This window comes from Streptomyces iranensis (assembly GCF_017874715.1).
Classification (GTDB): domain Bacteria; phylum Actinomycetota; class Actinomycetes; order Streptomycetales; family Streptomycetaceae; genus Streptomyces; species Streptomyces iranensis.
Genome location: NZ_JAGGLR010000005.1, coordinates 163,392 through 180,063 on the forward strand (window position 1 = coordinate 163,392; position 16,672 = coordinate 180,063).

9 protein-coding genes and 1 tRNA gene are annotated in these 16,672 nt (G+C 67.6%); 6 read left to right on the forward strand and 4 right to left on the reverse strand.

Annotated elements, in window-relative coordinates; translation table 11 throughout:
• Nucleotides 1–193: 193 nt before the first annotated feature.
• The 3 genes from J2Z30_RS10905 to J2Z30_RS10915 are packed head-to-tail and all read right to left on the reverse strand — an operon-like array spanning nucleotide 194 to nucleotide 5,283.
• Nucleotides 194–2,329, reverse strand: coding sequence for an acetate--CoA ligase family protein (locus J2Z30_RS10905; protein WP_044568920.1), 2,136 nt, complete (start codon nucleotides 2,327–2,329; stop codon nucleotides 194–196).
• 2 nt (nucleotides 2,330–2,331) lie between these two features.
• Entirely contained in the window at nucleotides 2,332–3,588 is a 1,257-nt protein-coding gene (gene frc, locus J2Z30_RS10910) for a formyl-CoA transferase (protein ID WP_044568919.1), read from the reverse strand.
• A 12-nt stretch (nucleotides 3,589–3,600) separates the two neighbouring features.
• Complete coding sequence (locus J2Z30_RS10915) at nucleotides 3,601–5,283, reverse strand: thiamine pyrophosphate-binding protein (protein ID WP_044568918.1); 1,683 nt, start codon at nucleotides 5,281–5,283, stop codon at nucleotides 3,601–3,603.
• Between the two features lie 183 nt (nucleotides 5,284–5,466).
• Here J2Z30_RS10915 and sucC point away from each other — a divergent pair, with 183 nt between their 5' ends.
• The 5 genes from sucC (at nucleotide 5,467) to J2Z30_RS10940 (ending at nucleotide 11,112) form a co-directional block, all read left to right on the forward strand.
• Complete coding sequence (gene sucC, locus J2Z30_RS10920) at nucleotides 5,467–6,657, forward strand: ADP-forming succinate--CoA ligase subunit beta (RefSeq protein WP_044568917.1); 1,191 nt, start codon at nucleotides 5,467–5,469, stop codon at nucleotides 6,655–6,657.
• A 13-nt stretch (nucleotides 6,658–6,670) separates the two neighbouring features.
• Nucleotides 6,671–7,567 carry a succinate--CoA ligase subunit alpha gene (sucD, locus tag J2Z30_RS10925; protein ID WP_044568916.1) on the forward strand — a complete coding sequence of 299 codons (897 nt, stop codon included), beginning with the start codon at nucleotides 6,671–6,673 and terminating at the stop codon, nucleotides 7,565–7,567.
• A 172-nt stretch (nucleotides 7,568–7,739) separates the two neighbouring features.
• Nucleotides 7,740–9,284, forward strand: a complete 1,545-nt coding sequence (locus J2Z30_RS10930) for an aldehyde dehydrogenase family protein (protein WP_044568915.1) — start codon at nucleotides 7,740–7,742, stop codon at nucleotides 9,282–9,284.
• A 134-nt stretch (nucleotides 9,285–9,418) separates the two neighbouring features.
• Nucleotides 9,419–9,503 (forward strand) — tRNA-Leu (locus J2Z30_RS10935).
• Nucleotides 9,504–10,188: 685 nt separating this feature from the next.
• The gene (locus tag J2Z30_RS10940) at nucleotides 10,189–11,112 is read left to right on the forward strand and encodes a carbohydrate kinase family protein (RefSeq protein ID WP_044568914.1); all 924 of its coding nucleotides are present in this window, start codon (nucleotides 10,189–10,191) and stop codon (nucleotides 11,110–11,112) included.
• Nucleotides 11,113–11,127: 15 nt separating this feature from the next.
• Here J2Z30_RS10940 and J2Z30_RS51320 read toward each other — a convergent pair whose 3' ends face one another.
• The gene (locus tag J2Z30_RS51320; RefSeq protein WP_052701297.1) at nucleotides 11,128–13,188 is read right to left on the reverse strand and encodes a tetratricopeptide repeat protein; all 2,061 of its coding nucleotides are present in this window, start codon (nucleotides 13,186–13,188) and stop codon (nucleotides 11,128–11,130) included.
• A 381-nt stretch (nucleotides 13,189–13,569) separates the two neighbouring features.
• Between J2Z30_RS51320 and J2Z30_RS10950 the strand changes: the two genes are divergently transcribed.
• Nucleotides 13,570–16,668: an AfsR/SARP family transcriptional regulator gene (locus J2Z30_RS10950; protein WP_372453266.1), complete on the forward strand. Its 3,099-nt coding sequence runs from the start codon at nucleotides 13,570–13,572 to the stop codon at nucleotides 16,666–16,668.
• Nucleotides 16,669–16,672: the final 4 nt, after the last annotated feature.

Consider the following 16,672-nt stretch of genomic DNA (forward strand, 5'->3'; position numbering starts at 1 on the left):
CCCCCTGTCCAAACTCTTCGTGCTCCGGGAAACGCGGGTTGCTATGCGGATCGGTGGAAGTCGGTTGCGGTTCGATGGCGCCCTGAAGGGGCGCGAGGCCGTGTCGATATGCGGCTCCGCCACGCGGGCGCGACCAGCCACGACGGCGCCGCAGACGATCGACGGCAAGGTCGGGGCACTTCCAGCGGAGCGCTTAGGTGAGCAACCCCGCCGACCTGGCCCAGCGGTACTTGGCGCCCAGGACGGCCACCGGCTTCTCGGTGGTGTACGGATAGGCCACGACCCCGCGCTCGAAGAGGTACGCGCACGCCTCCTCGACCTCGGTGTCGCCCGCGAGCGAGGCCACCACCGGTTTGGCGATGCCCCGGGCGCGGAACTCCTCGACGACCCGCGCGGTCAGCTCGGCGAACACCATCGGCGGGGTGACGATGGTGTGCCAGTAGCCCAGGACCAGGGCGTGGATCCGTGGATCCTCCAGGCCCAGCCGGATGGTCGCCTCGTAGGTGGACGGCGGTTCGCCGCCGGTGATGTCCACCGGGTTCCCGGCCGCGCCGAACGGCGGGATGAAGCGGCGGAAGGCGGCGTCCAGGTCGTCCGGGATCTCCATCAGGGACAGCCCGTTGTCGACGATCGCGTCCGACAGCAGCACGCCCGAGCCCCCGGCGCCGGTGATGATGACGACGTTGTCACCCTGGGGTGCGGGCAGCACGGGCAGCGCCCGCGCGTACTCCAGCATCTCGTTGAGGCCCGGCGCCCGGATGACTCCCGCCTGCCGCAGGATGTCGTCGTAGACCGCGTCGTCCCCGGCCAGCGCGCCGGTGTGGGACCCGGCCGCCTTGGCACCCGCGGCCGTACGGCCCGCCTTGAGGACCACCACCGGCTTCCGGGGCACCGTGGCCCGTGCCGCCTCCACGAAGGCCCGGCCGTCCTTGAGGTCCTCCAGGTGCATCGCGATGCACTGGGTGCGGTCGTCCTCACCGAACCAGGTCAGCAGATCGTCCTCGTCCAGGTCCGACTTGTTGCCGAGGCCGACGATGGCCGAGACACCGGTCTTGGTCGTCCGGGCGAAGCCGAGGATGGCCATCCCGATGCCACCGGACTGCGAGGTGAGGGCCACCGGCCCCTTGACGTCGTACGGGGTGCAGAAGGTGGCGCACAGATCCTGCCAGGTGGAGTAGTAGCCGTAGATGTTGGGCCCCAGCAGCCGCACCCCGTGCTCCTCGGCGATGGCCACGATCCGGTCCTGGAGCTCGTGTTCACCGGTCTCGGCGAAGCCGGACGGGATCAGCACCGCGTTCGGGATGCCCTTGCGGCCGACCTCCTCCAGCGCGGCGGGCACGAACTTCGCGGGGATCGCGAAGACCGCCACATCCACCTCGCCGGGGACGTCCGTGACGGTCTTGTACGCCTTGCGGCCCAGGATGTCGTCGGCCTTGGGGTTCACCGGGTGGATCTCGCCGGGGAAGCCGCCGTCGATGAGGTTGCGCATCACCGAATTGCCGATCTTGCCCGGCTCGTTGGAGGCGCCCACCACCGCCACCGAGCGCGGCTGCATCAGCCGGCGCATCGAGCCCAGGATCTCCTCGCGCGAGTAGCGGCGGCGCGTCCGCGGGGCCGGATCCCCGATCAGCAGCCGCACATCGGCGGCGAGCACCCCGCTCGCGGTGGCGAACACCGGGTTGAGGTCGACCTCGGTGATCTCGGGGAAGTCCGCCACCAGCCGGGAGACCCGCACGATCAGATCGGCGAGCGCCGCGCGGTCCACCGCCTCCCCGCCGCGCACCCCGCGCAGCACCTCGGCGGCGCGGATCCCGTCCAGCATCGACAGCGCCTCGTCCTCGGTCGCCGGGGCCAGCCGGAAGGTGATGTCCTTCAGCACCTCCACCAGCACCCCGCCGAGCCCGAACGCCACGACCTTCCCGAAGGTGGGGTCGGTGACCGCGCCGACGATGACCTCCTGCCCGCCGTCCGGGACCATCTGCTGCACCTGGACGCCCTGGATCCGGGCCTTCGCGTCGTAGCCACGGGCGTTGCCGACGATCGCGCTGAACGCGCTCCGCACCTCGGCGCAGGACGTCAGCCCCACCCGCACCCCGCCCGCGTCGGTCTTGTGCAGGATGTCCGGGGACACGATCTTGAGGACGACGGGGAAGCCGATCCGGTCGGCGAGCGCCACCGCCTCGTCCGCGGTCTCCGCCAGCCCCTCGGCCGGGGTCGGGATGGAGTACGCGTCGGTGATCCGTTTCCCCTCGGGGGCGGTCAGCGCCGTGCGCCCCTCGGCGCGGGCGGCGTCCAGCACCGCGCGCACGGCATCGTTGTCATACGTCACCGTCAGATCACTCCGTCCGTTTTGAGCAGCCGCACTTCCTCGTCGCCGAGCCCCAGCTCCCCGACGTACACCTCTTCGTTGTGCTCACCCAGCAGCGGGGAGCGCTCGACCCGGACCGGGGAGTCGGAGAGCTTCAGCGGGGAGCCGACCGTGGTGAAGGCGCCGCGCTCGGGGTGGTCGACCTCGACGATCATCTCGTTGGCCGCGAGCGACGCGTCCTCGACGATCTCCTTGGTGGACAGGATCGGCCCACACGGGATGTTGTGGGCGTTGAGCTGCTCCAGCACCTCCCACTTCGGCAGCGTGCTGGACCACTCCTCGATCAGCTGGAACATCTTGGCCAGCTTCGGCAGCCGCGCCTCGGGCGAGGCCCACTCCGGGTCATCGGCCAGCTCGGGGCGGCCGATCAGCCGGGTGATCGGCTCCCAGCCGACCGGCTGCACGATGACGTAGACGTAGTCGTTGGGCCCGCCGGGCGCGCACTTGACCGCCCAGCCGGGCTGGCCGCCACCGCTGGCGTTGCCACTGCGCGGCACCTCGTCGGCCTCAGACGTGTTTTCCGCGTTGGGATACTCCGCGAGCGGCCCGTGCGTCAGCCGCTGCTGGTCGCGCAGCTTCACCCGGCACAGGTTGAGCACCGCGTGCTGCATCGCCACGTTGACCCGCTGACCGCGCCCGGTGTGGGTGCGCTGGTAGAGCGCGGCGAGGATGCCCGCCACACAGTGCACCCCGGTGCCGGAGTCGCCGATCTGGGCACCGGTGGCCAGCGGCGGACCGTCCTCGAAGCCGGTCGTGGACATCGACCCGCCCATGGCCTGCGCGACCACCTCGTACGCCTTGAACTTGGTGTACGGGCCGTCGCCGAACCCCTTGATCGAGGCGTAGACCAGCCGGGGGTTGATCTCCTGGATGCGCTCCCAGGAGAACCCCATGCGGTCCACCGCGCCCGGACCGAAGTTCTCCACCAGGACGTCGCTGCGGCGGATCAGCTCGGTCAGGAGCTCCTTGCCGCGCTCGCTCTTGGTGTTCAGGGTGATGCTCCGCTTGTTGCAGTTGAGCATCGTGAAGTAGAGCGAGTCCACGTCCGGGAGGTCGCGCAGCTGCTTGCGGGTGATGTCGCCGGTGACGTTCTCCAGCTTGATCACATCCGCGCCGAGCCAGGCGAGCAACTGGGTGGCGGAGGGACCGGACTGCACATGCGTCATGTCGAGGACGCGAATGCCCGACAGAGCCTGATTGGCCTCGAGAGCCTGGGACATGGTGGCGCCTCCCTACTTGTACATGGTCTGGTTCATGGTTCCGGGGGCGTACGCGTCCGGGTCCACCCAGACGTTGATCAGCGACGGCTTGCCGGACTCCCGGGCGCGGCGCAGCGCCGGGCCGATGTCCGCCGGGTCGCGGACCTCCTCGCCGTGGCCGCCGAGCATCCGCGCGAACTGGTCGTAGGGCACATCGCCGAGGGTGTTGCCGACCCGCTCGCGTTCCTCGCCGTACTTGGCCTTCTGGCCGTAACGGATCTGGTTCATCGAGGAGTTGTTGCCGACGATGCCGACGAACGGCAGGTCGAAGCGGACCAGCGTCTCGAAGTCCCAGCCGGTCAGGGAGAACGCGCCGTCGCCGAAGAGTGCCACCACCTCCTTGTCCGGGCGGGCCTGCTTGGCGGCCATCACGAACGGCACCCCGACGCCGAGCGTCCCCAGCGGGCCCGGGTCCATCCAGTGGCCCGGCGACTTGGGCTGGACCACCTGGCCGGAGAAGGTGACGATGTCGCCGCCGTCACCGATGTAGATCGAGTCCTCGGTGAGGAAGTCGTTGATCTCGCTGACCAGGCGGTAGGGGTGGATGGGGGAGGCGTCGGACCGGAGGTTGGGCAGCCGCTTCTCGATCGCCGCCTGCTCGGCGGCGCGCAGCTCGTCCAGCCACTCCTTGCGCTTGGCCGCTCCCCCGTTGATGCGGCCGGAGGCGGCCTGGGTGACGGCGGAGAGGATCAGCCCCGCGTCGCCCACGATGCCGAGGTCGACGTCCCGGTTCTTGCCGACCGTGCGGTAGTCGAGGTCGATCTGGACCACGGTGGCATCGGGGGAGAGCCGCTTGCCGTAGCCCATCCGGAAGTCGAAGGGTGTGCCGACGATGACGATGAGGTCGGCATTGGAGAACGCGTAGCGGCGGGAGAGCTGGAAGTGGTGCGGATCGCCGGGCGGCAGGGTGCCGCGCCCCGCGCCGTTCATGTACGCGGGCACGTTCAGGGTGCGCACCAGCTCGGTGGCCGCACCGGTGGCGCGGGTGGTCCACACCTGACTGCCCAGCAGGATCGCCGGCTTCTCGGCCTGGACCAGCAGATCGGCCAGCTTCTGGACGGATTCGGGGTCGCCGGCGTTGCGGGTGGAGGCACGGTAGTGCCCGGCCTGCGGGACGCGGGCCTTGTCCACCGGCACCTTGGCGTCCAGCACATCGCGCGGGATCTCCAGGAAGGAGGGGCCGGGGGCGCCGTGGAAGCACTCGCGGAAGGCCATGGAGACCATGTCGGCGGCGCGGGCGGTGTCCGGGACGGTGGCGGCGAACTTGGTGATCGGCGCCATCATGTCCACGTGCGGAAGGTCTTGGAGGGAGCCCATCTTGTGCTGGTTGTGGGCGCCCTGGCCGCCGATGAGCAGCATGGGTGACTCGGCGCGGAAGGCGTTGGCGACACCGGTGACCGCGTCGGTGGTGCCGGGGCCGGCGGTGACGACGGCGCAGCCGGGCTTGCCGGTGATCCGGGCGTAGCCGTCGGCGGCGTGGGCGGCGACCTGTTCATGGCGTACGTCGATGACATCGATGCCCTCGTCGACGCAGCCGTCGTAGATGTCGATGATGTGGCCGCCGCAGAGGGTGTAGATGACCTCGACGCCTTCTGCCTTGAGTGCTTTGGCGACCAAGTGCCCGCCGGAGATGAGTTCCTGGCTGTCGTCGGGCATGGCGAATCGCGTCCCTTCGTAGGGGTTCGGTGCTGCCTCGCGGGTAGATTGCATACAGTCGACGTTATGCGGTATGAACTTTGTTATCCCACCATCGGCCGAGCGATGTCCAGGGGGCGTGCGCCACTCGTTCGAACCAGTGCTGGATCAAGCACTGTTGACGGGCCATCAGGGAGCTGACACATGGACCTGTACGAACATCAGGCACGGGAACTCCTTCATGACAACGGCGTCTTGGTGCCGAGAGCGGAGGTCGTGGACACGGCCGAAGCCGCCCGCGCGGCCGCCGAACGGCTCGGCGGCCGCGTCGTCATCAAGGCCCAGGTGAAGACCGGAGGCCGGGGCAAGGCGGGCGGGGTGAAGCTCGCCGACGACCCGGCCGCGGCCGAGCTGACCGCACGCCGGATCCTCGGCATGGACATCAAGGGCCACACCGTCCACCGGGTGATGGTGGCCGAACCCGTCGAGGTGGCACGGGAGATGTACCTCGGCTTCACCCTGGACCGGGCCGCGGGCCGCTTCCTGGCCATCGCCTCCGCCGAGGGCGGTATGGAGATCGAGGAGGTCGCGGCGCGCCGCCCCGAGGCGGTGGCCCGGATCGCCGTCGACCCGGCCGAGGGGGTGACCGAGGCGAAGGCCGCCGAGATCGCCGTCGCCGGGGGACTGCCGCGCGAGACGACCGAGACCATCCGCCGGCTGTGGACCGTCCTGACCGCGCACGACGCCCTCCTCGTCGAGGTCAACCCGCTGGTGGTGACCCGTAGCGGCGCGATCGTGGCCCTGGACGGAAAGGTCACCCTGGACGACAACGCCCGCTTCCGGCAGCCGTCACAGCCGTCATGGGACGCCGCCGACGACCGCGCCCGGGACCCGCTGGAGACCCGGGCCGCGGCCGCCGGGCTCGGCTATGTGAAGCTGGACGGCCAGGTGGGCGTCATCGGCAACGGCGCGGGCCTGGTGATGTCCACGCTGGACGTCGTCGCGGGCTGCGGCGCCCGCCCCGCCGACTTCCTCGACATCGGCGGCGGCGCCTCCGCCCAGGTGATGGCCGACGGTCTCGGCCTCGTCCTCGACGACCCGGATGTGCGCTCCGTCCTGGTCAACGTCTTCGGCGGCATCACCGCCTGTGACGCGGTGGCCGACGGCATCGTGCGCGCCCTGGACACAGTGACCCTCACCAAACCGCTCGTGGTCCGGCTCGACGGCAACAACGCCGCACGTGGCCGGGCCATCCTTGGCCAATTGGCTCATCCACTCGTCCACCAGGCCGACACCATGGACGGGGCGGCCGCGCGCGCCGCCGAACTCGCGGTGTCCGCTGCGTCCGCCGCGGCCGATACATCCGCCGCGTCGTCCGATACGTCAGCCGCATAAGGGGGCTCCTCGCATGGCCATCTTCCTCACCAAGGACAGCAAGGTCATCGTCCAGGGCATGACCGGCGCGGAAGGCATGAAGCACACCCGGCGGATGCTCGCCGCGGGCACCGACGTCGTCGGCGGTGTCAATCCGCGCAAGGCCGGGACCCGGGTCGACATCGACGGCCGTACGGTGCCCGTCTTCGGCTCCGTACGCGAGGCCATGGACACCACCGGCGCCGATGTGAGCGTCCTCTTCGTCCCGCCGCCCCACGCCAAGGCCGCCGTCACCGAGGCCGCCGACGCCCGGATCCCGCTCGCCGTCGTCATCACCGAGGGCATCCCGGTCCATGACGCGGTCGCCTTCCAGGCGTACGCCCGAGCCCGCGCCACCAGGGTCATCGGCCCGAACTGCCCCGGGCTGATCTCCCCGGGCCAGTCCAACGCCGGGATCATCCCCGCCGACATCACCAAGCCGGGCCGGATCGGGCTGGTGTCCAAGTCCGGCACCCTCACCTACCAACTCATGTACGAGCTGCGCGGCATCGGCTTCTCCACCTGTGTGGGCATCGGCGGCGACCCGGTCATCGGCACCACTCATATCGACGCCCTGGCCGCCTTCGAGGACGACCCCGACACCGACCTGATCGTGATGATCGGAGAGATCGGCGGCGACGCCGAGGAGCGGGCCGCGCGGTACATCGCCGACCGCGTCACCAAGCCGGTCGTCGGCTACATCGCGGGCTTCACCGCCCCCGAGGGCAGGACCATGGGCCACGCGGGCGCCATCGTCTCCGGCTCCTCGGGCACCGCGGCGGCGAAGAAGGCGGCGCTGGAGGCGGCGGGCGTGAGCGTGGGAGCGACCCCCACGGAGACCGCCGGGCTGGTATTGGCCCTTCTGGCCGAAACACCCGGCAACCCCGCGTGATGTGAGCCATACCCGATCCGCGTGATCTGAGCCATACCCGATTCGCGACCGGGTCACTGTGGCACTCCGTGCCACTACCTTCCTCCCATACGCACACCCATGCCGTACGGGCGTCCCCGCCGTACGGCCGCCACATCCCGCCCCGCCTGTGCAACGAGAGCGGAGATCACCGATGGCACCCACCCTCACCCTCAAGCCCGGAACCGCCTGGGGCGACGCCTGGCAGCGCTGCCTGGCCGTCGCCCCCGAGGCGTTCCAGGACGACCGAGTCCTCAACCTCTGGGACGGCACCTGGCACCGCGACGGCCGGGCCCTCCCCGCCACCACCCCCGTGGACGGCACCCCCATCGCGGGCCCGCCACGGCTGGACGCCACCACCGCCCACCAGGCCGTACGCGCCTCCCTCGACCAGCACCGCCGCTGGCGCCACATCGCCCTCCCGGAGCGCCGGGCACGGGTCGCCGCCACCCTCGACGCGCTCACCGAACACCGCGAACTCCTCGCCCTCCTCCTCGTCTGGGAGATCGGCAAGCCCTGGCGGCTGGCCCAGGCCGATGTGGACCGGGCCATCGACGGCGTCCGCTGGTACGTCGACGAGATCGACCGCATGGCCGAGGGCCGCACCCCGCTGCCCGGCCCGGTCTCCAACATCGCCAGCTGGAACTACCCGATGAGCGTCCTCGCCCACGCCATGCTCGTCCAGGCGCTGGCCGGCAACGCCGTCATCGCCAAGACGCCCACCGACGGCGGGCTGGCCTGCCTCACCCTCGCCTGCGCACTCGCCGCCCGCGAGGGCATCCCGATCACCCTCCTCAGCGGCAGCGGCGGCGAGCTCTCCGAGGCCCTCGTCCGCTCGCCCGAGATCGGCTGCGTCTCCTTCGTCGGCGGCCGCGACACCGGCGCCCGGGTCGCCACCGCCGTCGCCGACCTCGGCAAGCGCCACATCCTGGAGCAGGAGGGCCTCAATGCCTGGGGCATCTGGAACTTCACCGACTGGGACGCCCTCGCCCCGCTGATCCGCAAGACCTTCGACTACGGCAAGCAGCGCTGCACCGCCTATCCGCGCTTCGTCGTCCAGCGCTCGTCCTTCGACGACTTCCTCTCCGTCTACCTCCCGGCGGCGCGCTCCATCCGCGTGGGTCACCCCCTCGCGGTGGAGAACCCCTCGGACCCCCTCCCCGACCTGGACTTCGGCCCGCTGATCAACGCGGCCAAGGCCAAGGAGCTCGCCGACCAGGTGTCCGAGGCCATCGACCGCGGCGCCGTCCCGCTGCACCGCGGCGACCTCGCCCACGGCCACTTCCTCCCCGGCCAGGACCTCTCCGCCTACGCGGCCCCCGTCACCCTCCTCAATCCGCCCTCGACCTCCCCGCTCCACCACGCCGAGCCCTTCGGCCCGGTCGACACCCTCGTCCTGGTCGACACCGAGGCCGAACTGCTCGCCGCCATGAACGCCAGCAACGGCGCCCTCGTCGCCACCCTCTCCTGCGACGACCCCGACACCTATGACCGCCTGGCCCCCCAGATCCGCGCCTTCAAGACCGGCCACGGCAAGCCCCGCTCCCGCGGCGACCGCGACGAGCTCTTCGGCGGCTTCGGCGCCTCCTGGCGCGGCGCCTTCGTCGGCGGAGACCTCCTGGTCCGCGCCGTCACCGAGGGCCCGGACCCCGAACGCCTCCCCGGCAACTTCCCCGACTACCACCTGATGCCGGACTGACCACCCTCCGTGCCCACCCCCGCGTCCCTCCAGGTCGGCGCGGGGGCGGGCGCCCGGCATACGCAGGTGAAACGCACTCCGAAACCTTGGTATCGTGGTCCGTGTCGCCGCGGCCGAGCCGCGGAGCACACCTGGTCCGGGTGGCGGAATGGCAGACGCGCTAGCTTGAGGTGCTAGTGCCCTTTATCGGGCGTGGGGGTTCAAGTCCCCCCTCGGACACGTGCGGGTAGCCCATGGGTTCCATGAGAGTGCTGGTCGAGTCTCATCTCGGCCAGCATTTTACATTTCCCGGGGCCTGTCCGACGGGCACCCAGCCGATGCTGGTTAAGATGGTCGGCACCGGGGTGGCGCGATGGCGAGCAAATGCTGAATGGGTGGCGGCACGTCAGACCCCCGGTAGAGCGGGGCTGGTGTGTGCGGAGAAGTGCCGGTCGGATGCTAGATTCTCCTCAGAAGATCACCGCCGCATTCCAGTATCATTGATTTTGCCAGGAGAGACATGCCCCGGCCGTACAAGGTGTTCCAAGCGATTTTGGTGATGACGTTGACTGTCGCATACGCCGTTCCAATCATGATGGACATCCTGCGCTTCATGATATGAGTCGCAACGGCTTGCCTTGTGGATGATGCAGAAATCGGCCCCCTTGTCGCGAACAGGACGAGGGGGCTCTTTTTCGGGCGGGGTCGCCGGCTATCCCTCACCCTTGGACCCCTCCCATGCGTGGACGCACTTGATGATCGCATCCGCCCGCATGTGGGATTCTGCATGCACTTTGCAAGTGTTCTGTCCAGTCTCGTCCCTCACTCTCTAACGAGACGGACCGGCTCATGCTGGGCCTTGCCTGGCGTTCTCGGAGTCCGTGATCCGCGTCTGATGAGATCAACAAGGGGGACAAAGGTAGTAATGGCGCAGATAGTTACTGTGGGTGTGACTCGATTATCGATGATCATGCCTGTCGAGCAGTTTCCGGTGGATTTCAGTGCTTACCAGCAGGCACCTTGGATGCGGTGTGCCGTGGTGGGCGGTGCGTACAACGTGGCAAGCGCGGTCTTACGTCTGGGAGACACTCCCCGGCTGTGCACCACCGTTGGGTCGGACGACGCTGGTCAGGTGATCAGGGGGACACTAAAGCGTGCCGGCCTGGAGGGGCGTGGTGTCGTCACGGTGCCGGAGTCGGCCAAGACTGTGATCCTTGTCGAGCCAGACGGGCAGGTGGCGCGAAGCGGATGGACCGGCGGGCCCGTCAACTATCCGATGGAACGGTTCATCGAGCAGGCCTTGGGCGCCGATCTGGCCGTGATCGCCAGTAATCCGTTCGGGAAACCCTTCTTGAAGGTGGCGAAGGACTTGCTGAAGCTGCCGATCGCTACAGACCTGCACGCGTGCCGGGACTGCGATGGGCTCAGCAGGCAACCGTGGCTCGAGTGTGCCGACGTCATCTTCCGAAGTCATGAGGGACTTACCTGTTCCCCGCGGGAGTGGGTCGCAGACGTGCTCCGCAGGTACCCGGGGTGCTGTATAGCCGTGGTGGGTCGGGGCGACCAGGGATGCGTGATGGGCCTGCGCGACGGCAGATTCGTCGAGATCTTGGCGGCGGCGCCGCGGCCGGTGTGCAGCACCGACGGTGCGGGGGACGCGTTGCTCGCCGCCTTCCTGCACGGATGGCTGGCGTCCGGGGAGCCGGTGGAGGCGTTGGAGTCGGCGGTGATATTCGCTGGCTGGAAGGTCGGTGCGAGCTCTGCAGCCGATGGGTTCCTGAGTGAGAGCGAGCTTGCTGCTCTGCGCCGCGTGTATGCGGTCCGGACTCGGGTGGGGACATGGCGGTAGGGGGAACGCGAGGACTTATTCGCCGGTTGCCGAGTCGAGGTTACGGAGACGGTTTGCGATTCGGTGAGCATCGCGTCCGGCACTGAGACGGGTATAGATGGCTTCGGCTCGGGCGTAGTGGCTCCGGGCCGAAACCGTGTCGTGCTCGCATTCGGCGAGCTCGCCGAACGCTTCGTGGATCGCGCCTGTTTCGAACACTTCTCCGGTGTGTCGCAGTGCTTCCAGGGCCGCGGTGAGGTGGGTGAGTGCGGCATGGAGATTGCCAGAGCGCAGGTGCGCTTCGCCGAGCAGCCGTTCCGTCAGGGCCTCGTACGGGTCTTGTGTATGGGTGAGCGCCGCTCGCGCCCGCGTCAGGTGGGCTAAGGCCGTCTCATGATTGCCGGTCAGGCTTTCCACCTCACCCAGCGTGCCGTGGACTCGGGCCACTCCACGGATGTCATTGGATTCCTCGCGGATCGATAACGCCGTCTTCAGGACGGATCGGGCCGTGTCCCAGTCACCCATTCGCCGGTGTGTGATACCGATATTGTGCAGTACAAGACCTTCGCCGCGGCGGTCGGCGATCTCACGGCGCAGGGCGAGTGCCGCAGTGAAGGCGCGCAGCGCGTCCCGAAGCCGGCCCGCGTCCCTTAATGCGATGCCGAGTCCGGTGTGCATTCGGGACTCCGCGAGTCGATGGCCGCATTGGGCCGCCCCGGCGACGCCGAGTTCATGGACGGAGATCCAGTCATCACGGTAACGGAGGTAGATGAACAGGGCCCACATCGCGTCGGCCAGCTGCCAAGTTGCCCCATCAAGGCCGGATTCTACCGCCAGGCGCTGAACAGCGAGTAGGTTTTCGCGTTCGAGGTCGAACCAGGCAAGCGCGGTAGCGGCATTGGCGAACTCGGTGCGTGCACTGGAGGCATGCGCGTATTCTGCCGGAGGACGTCGTCTCTGTGGATAAAGAACGCGATCTGCCGCATTTGCCCAGGTCAGATAGGCATCGATGATGCGCTCGACGGACTCGTGTCGCTGCTCCCCGGTCTCATCGCTCTCGGCACGATCCCGGGCATGCTGGTGGATGACATCGTGAAAGCGGAAGCGTTCCGGATCGGGGGCGGTGAGTAAATTCGCATCGACAAGAGCAGCCAGGCAGTCTTCCGTGTTGTCGACAGCTGGTGGTGTCGCGGCCACTGCCTGGGCGATGTGCTTGCTGAACACGGCACCTGGGTGAAGGCTCAGACGACGGTACAGACGCGCGGCCGCCTCGGAGAGCGCGGCATAGGACTGGTCGAGGCTGGCGCTCATGGAAACCTCTCCGTCGAGGTCTGCGGTGTGACGGGCGGTCAGCTGCGTGGCGACTGAGGCCAGGGTCCACTCGGGACGGGTAAGCAACAGTGCTCCGCCCACGGCCACTGAGAGGGGGAAGCAGCCGCTGGCGGTCACCATGCTCCGCGCGGCCACGCGGTCTGCCGCGATTCTCTCCTGTCCGGCAATCTGGCCGAGCAGTTCGATTGCGGAGTCGGTATCTAACGGGCCGAGGGGCACGAGTGCGGCTCCGTCCAGAAGCAAGGAGCTCAGATGCCATCGGCTGGTCACCAGGCAAACGGAGGCCTCGGACGCCGGTCTCAGCGGACGCACTTGCGCGGCCGACAGGGCGTTGTCGCACAGCACGGCGATGCGCTGATCGGCGATCACGGTGCGGTAGAGAGCAGTCTGTTCGGCAAGATCGGTCGGGATCTCCCCGACAGGCACACCCAATGCCCGCAGGAACTGCGGCAAAATCGTGCTAGGGCTGATCGGAACTTCAGACAGATGTCCGCGTAAGTCGACGTATAGCTGACCATCGGGCCAGTCGTCACGGTGCTCCTGCAGCCACCGCAGCGCTAGTGACGTCTTGCCGACGCCGGCGGGTCCGGTAACAACGGCCATGGAGGGGGCGGCGGGGTCCCGCAGGTGATTCAGAGCCGCGAGGTTGTCGGTCCGGTTGGTGAAGTGACGCGGAGCCTGCGGAAGCTGGCGAGGCACGGAGTGGGAGCGGGGAGTGGGATGGGCGCCGATGAACACGTCCCCATGGATGGTTGCCGCCTGCACGCTGGGTCCGTGGACCGCCCCTGACAGTGTATTCGTATGCCGGTTGGGGCCAGTCGCCTCGTGTGGCATCTCCGCGTCTTCATCCCTCAAGGCAGCCCCCACATCATCGAGACGCGTGCATTCAGCACGCACACTCTATTCGTTCGTTTGTTCCAACGCGTAAGCGGATCTTGTGACCGGTGATGCCTCGGTCGACCGCGGTAGTGCGGCATGTGCCCGAACTCGATGTGCCCGGCCCACCCGGCCGGATAACGCTCCCCCTGCCGTTTCGGTCACGTGCGTGCCACACTCTCGAAGAGAGGTTTCAAAGCAGCATAGGGAGCAACCGGCGCGAAGGGGACGCTGGTGGATTTCCGATTACTGGGCCCGCTGGAGTTGTGGGTGGGCGGTACCCGGCAATACCTCGGTTCGGTCAAAGAGCGGTGTCTTCTAGCTGCCCTGCTGTGCGCGGAAGGAGCTCCCGTCCCGGCCGACACTCTGATGAGGCGGGCATGGGCCGACGTGCCGCCCAGCGGTACGGCGACCCTGCAGAGCAACATTTCGCGCCTACGGTCCCGGCTGCGGACTGCGACCGGAGATCAGACTCGCATTGACTTCAGCGCTCGCAGCTACAGCCTCCATGTGCCGTCCGAGTGCGTCGACCTCCGGCGCTTTCGGGATCTGCGGCGCCAGGCCGGAAGTGCGGCCGCTGACGGGGACATTGAGAGTGCGGCTGCCTTGTTGCACAAGGCGGAGTCCCTGTGGCGCGCCGAACCGCTGGCTGAATTCACCGGAGGCTGGGTGGCCGCCACGAGACGCCGATTGACCGAAAACCTGCGGCAGGTCAGGGAGCAGCGCATCACCTGGGAGCTAGATCTTGGGCGCCATGCCGACCTTGTGGCCGAGCTGTACGACCTGCTTGCCCACGAACGTGACCCTGAACCCTTCGCTCAGCATCTGATGCTTGCCCTCCACCGATGTGGCCGCCATGGAGACGCGCTAGCCGTCTACACGCAAGCACGACGGCGTCTCAGCCAGGTGCTGGGCGCCGACCCCAGCCCGGAACTGGAAAGGCTGCATCAGCGCATCCTGGCGCGGGACGTCGCCCTTCAGGGACCCCGCCCTGAGCGGCACCGCCCCGCGTCCGCTCATCCGCCGGACAACCTGCCACGGGACCTCAGCGACTTCAGCGGACGCGAGCACGAACTGGCGGGACTGCTGTCGATGCCTCGTTCGGAGACGACCGCGTTGCCCCTCACCGTCGTCCATGGAATGGCCGGCGTGGGCAAGACCGCGCTGATTACTCACGCCGCCCACCGGCTGCGGGCTCAATATCCTGACGGACGCCTCCATGTTCACCTGCGAGCCCACCACGAACAGCCACCGGTCGACCCCGCCGATGCGCTCGCCATCCTGCTTCAGGCCATCGGCGTGACTTCGGAGGAACTCCCCGCCGCGATCGACGCGCGGGCGGCCCTATGGCGCGGGCGGACCGCTCATCGCTCGGTTCTGCTGCTTCTCGACGATGCCCGTGATGCCGCACAGATCCGTCCTTTGCTGCCCGGCACGGCTACTTGCCGGGTCCTCGTCACGAGCCGTTACCGGCTGGCCGACCTCGAAGGCGTCCACTCGCTTGCGCTCGACGTTCTCGACACCACGGAAGCCTCGGGCATGTTCACCCGCATCGCCGGCGCCCAACGCACATCCGACGTGTCAGCCGTGCGGCAGGTCGTGAACCTCTGCAAGCGATATCCCCTGGCCATCCGTCTTGCCGCCAACCGCTTCCTGCATCGGGAGGCTTGGGACACCCAAGACCTCGCCGAACGGCTGGCACGATCGGTCAGCCCGCTCGACGAGATCGACACCCAATCCGGAATCGCGACCGCATTTGATTTCTCCTACGCCGAACTCCGCGCAGCCGATCAACGGCTCTTCCGCGCCCTTGCTCTCCACCCCGGCCCTGACCTCACCCTCGATGTGATAGCTGCCCTGGCCGGCGTCGACGTCGCACAAGCCCGCCGAAGTGTCGACGAACTCGTCGGTGCCCACCTGCTCGAGGAACCCATCAAGCACCGATACCGGCTGCACGACGTGGTCCGCGATATCGCACGGACAGCCAGCGAGCACCACGACACCACGTACGAGCGACGCGAGACGGTGCGACGCATCCTTGACCACTATCTTGCCGCCGCTGATCAGAGCGACAGGTTGGCGTATCCGCAACGTCGGCGCTTGGAAGTCCCCTCTGGGTATTCGAGTGCCATACCAGAACTTGACAGTGCGGAAACGGCATTAGCTTGGTTCGATCTGAATCGCGGAAATCTACTGGCGGCCGCACAATTGGCGGCAGCAGAGTACCCGGAGCACGCCATGTACTTTCCTCATGTCCTGGATCGCGCCTTCCATGTATGGGGCATGTGGGAAGCTGCCGCCAGCCTCAATAGCACGGCACTGGTCCATGCCCGCACCCATGGTGTCCCCGCGGTGACCGCACAGATTCTGATCGAGCGTGCCGCTATGCTCCGCCCCCAAGGAGCCCACCAAGAAGCCCTGCAACATGCCACAGAAGCACTGGCGCATGGTCAGGCGACGGGCGATGTCTGGCTCCAGGGCGAAGCACTGGAGCAAACCGGCATCGTCGACCTTGTGTCGGGACGATTATCCGATGCGTTGGAGCGCTTTCGAGAGGCGCTATCGCTGCACAAGCGGGCGGGGAATCGGACTGGAGAGGCAGAGGCCCTCAGCCATCAAGGGATCACCTTGGCTCACCTCGGCCATCTTCCGCAAGCTTCGCGCCAGTTCCACGCCGCACTCGCAATACATCAGGGCAGTGACAATATGAATGGACAGATAAAGGCGCTCAATAATATCGGTGAGGTGTATGCCCTGCAAGGGCAACAAGAAACGGCTCGGGAATACTATGAGCGATCGCTCGCACTTGTTAAAAAATTAGGCGGCAGACAAGAACTTGCAATCCTCTACAATAATCTTGGCAATGTGTGTAGAGATGGAAATGATGTGCCGCAGGCTTTGAGTTACTTCCGAATGGCCTTGGAGAACTACGAGGCCATATGTGATCGGGCGGGACAGGCGGACTCGCTCGTTAATCTCGGAATTGCGTATCAAGGGCAGGGGCAATATGCTGCGGCGCAAGATCGCCTGGCGCGTGCCCACGAGATCGCTCAGGAAATCGATGATCAGCATCAACGGCAGCGTATCCTGTCGGCAACTGCGGCAGTCTATTATCGACTCGGTCAGGGCGAGGCGGCGCTGAAAACGTACCGCAAATCTTTGCAAGCCGCTCGGAAGCTGAAGCAGAGGTACGAAGAGGCGCACACCCTGGAGATCATCGCTGAAATCACTGAAGAGATACAGGGAGCGCACTCTGCTAAGAAAATCTGGACCGATGCGCTGGAGATTTACCTTGAGCTAGGGCTTGAACGGCAGGCCCACTCGATGCAGGAGCACATCGACGGCTCGGAGCAACCGGGGCCCCGCTAACGAG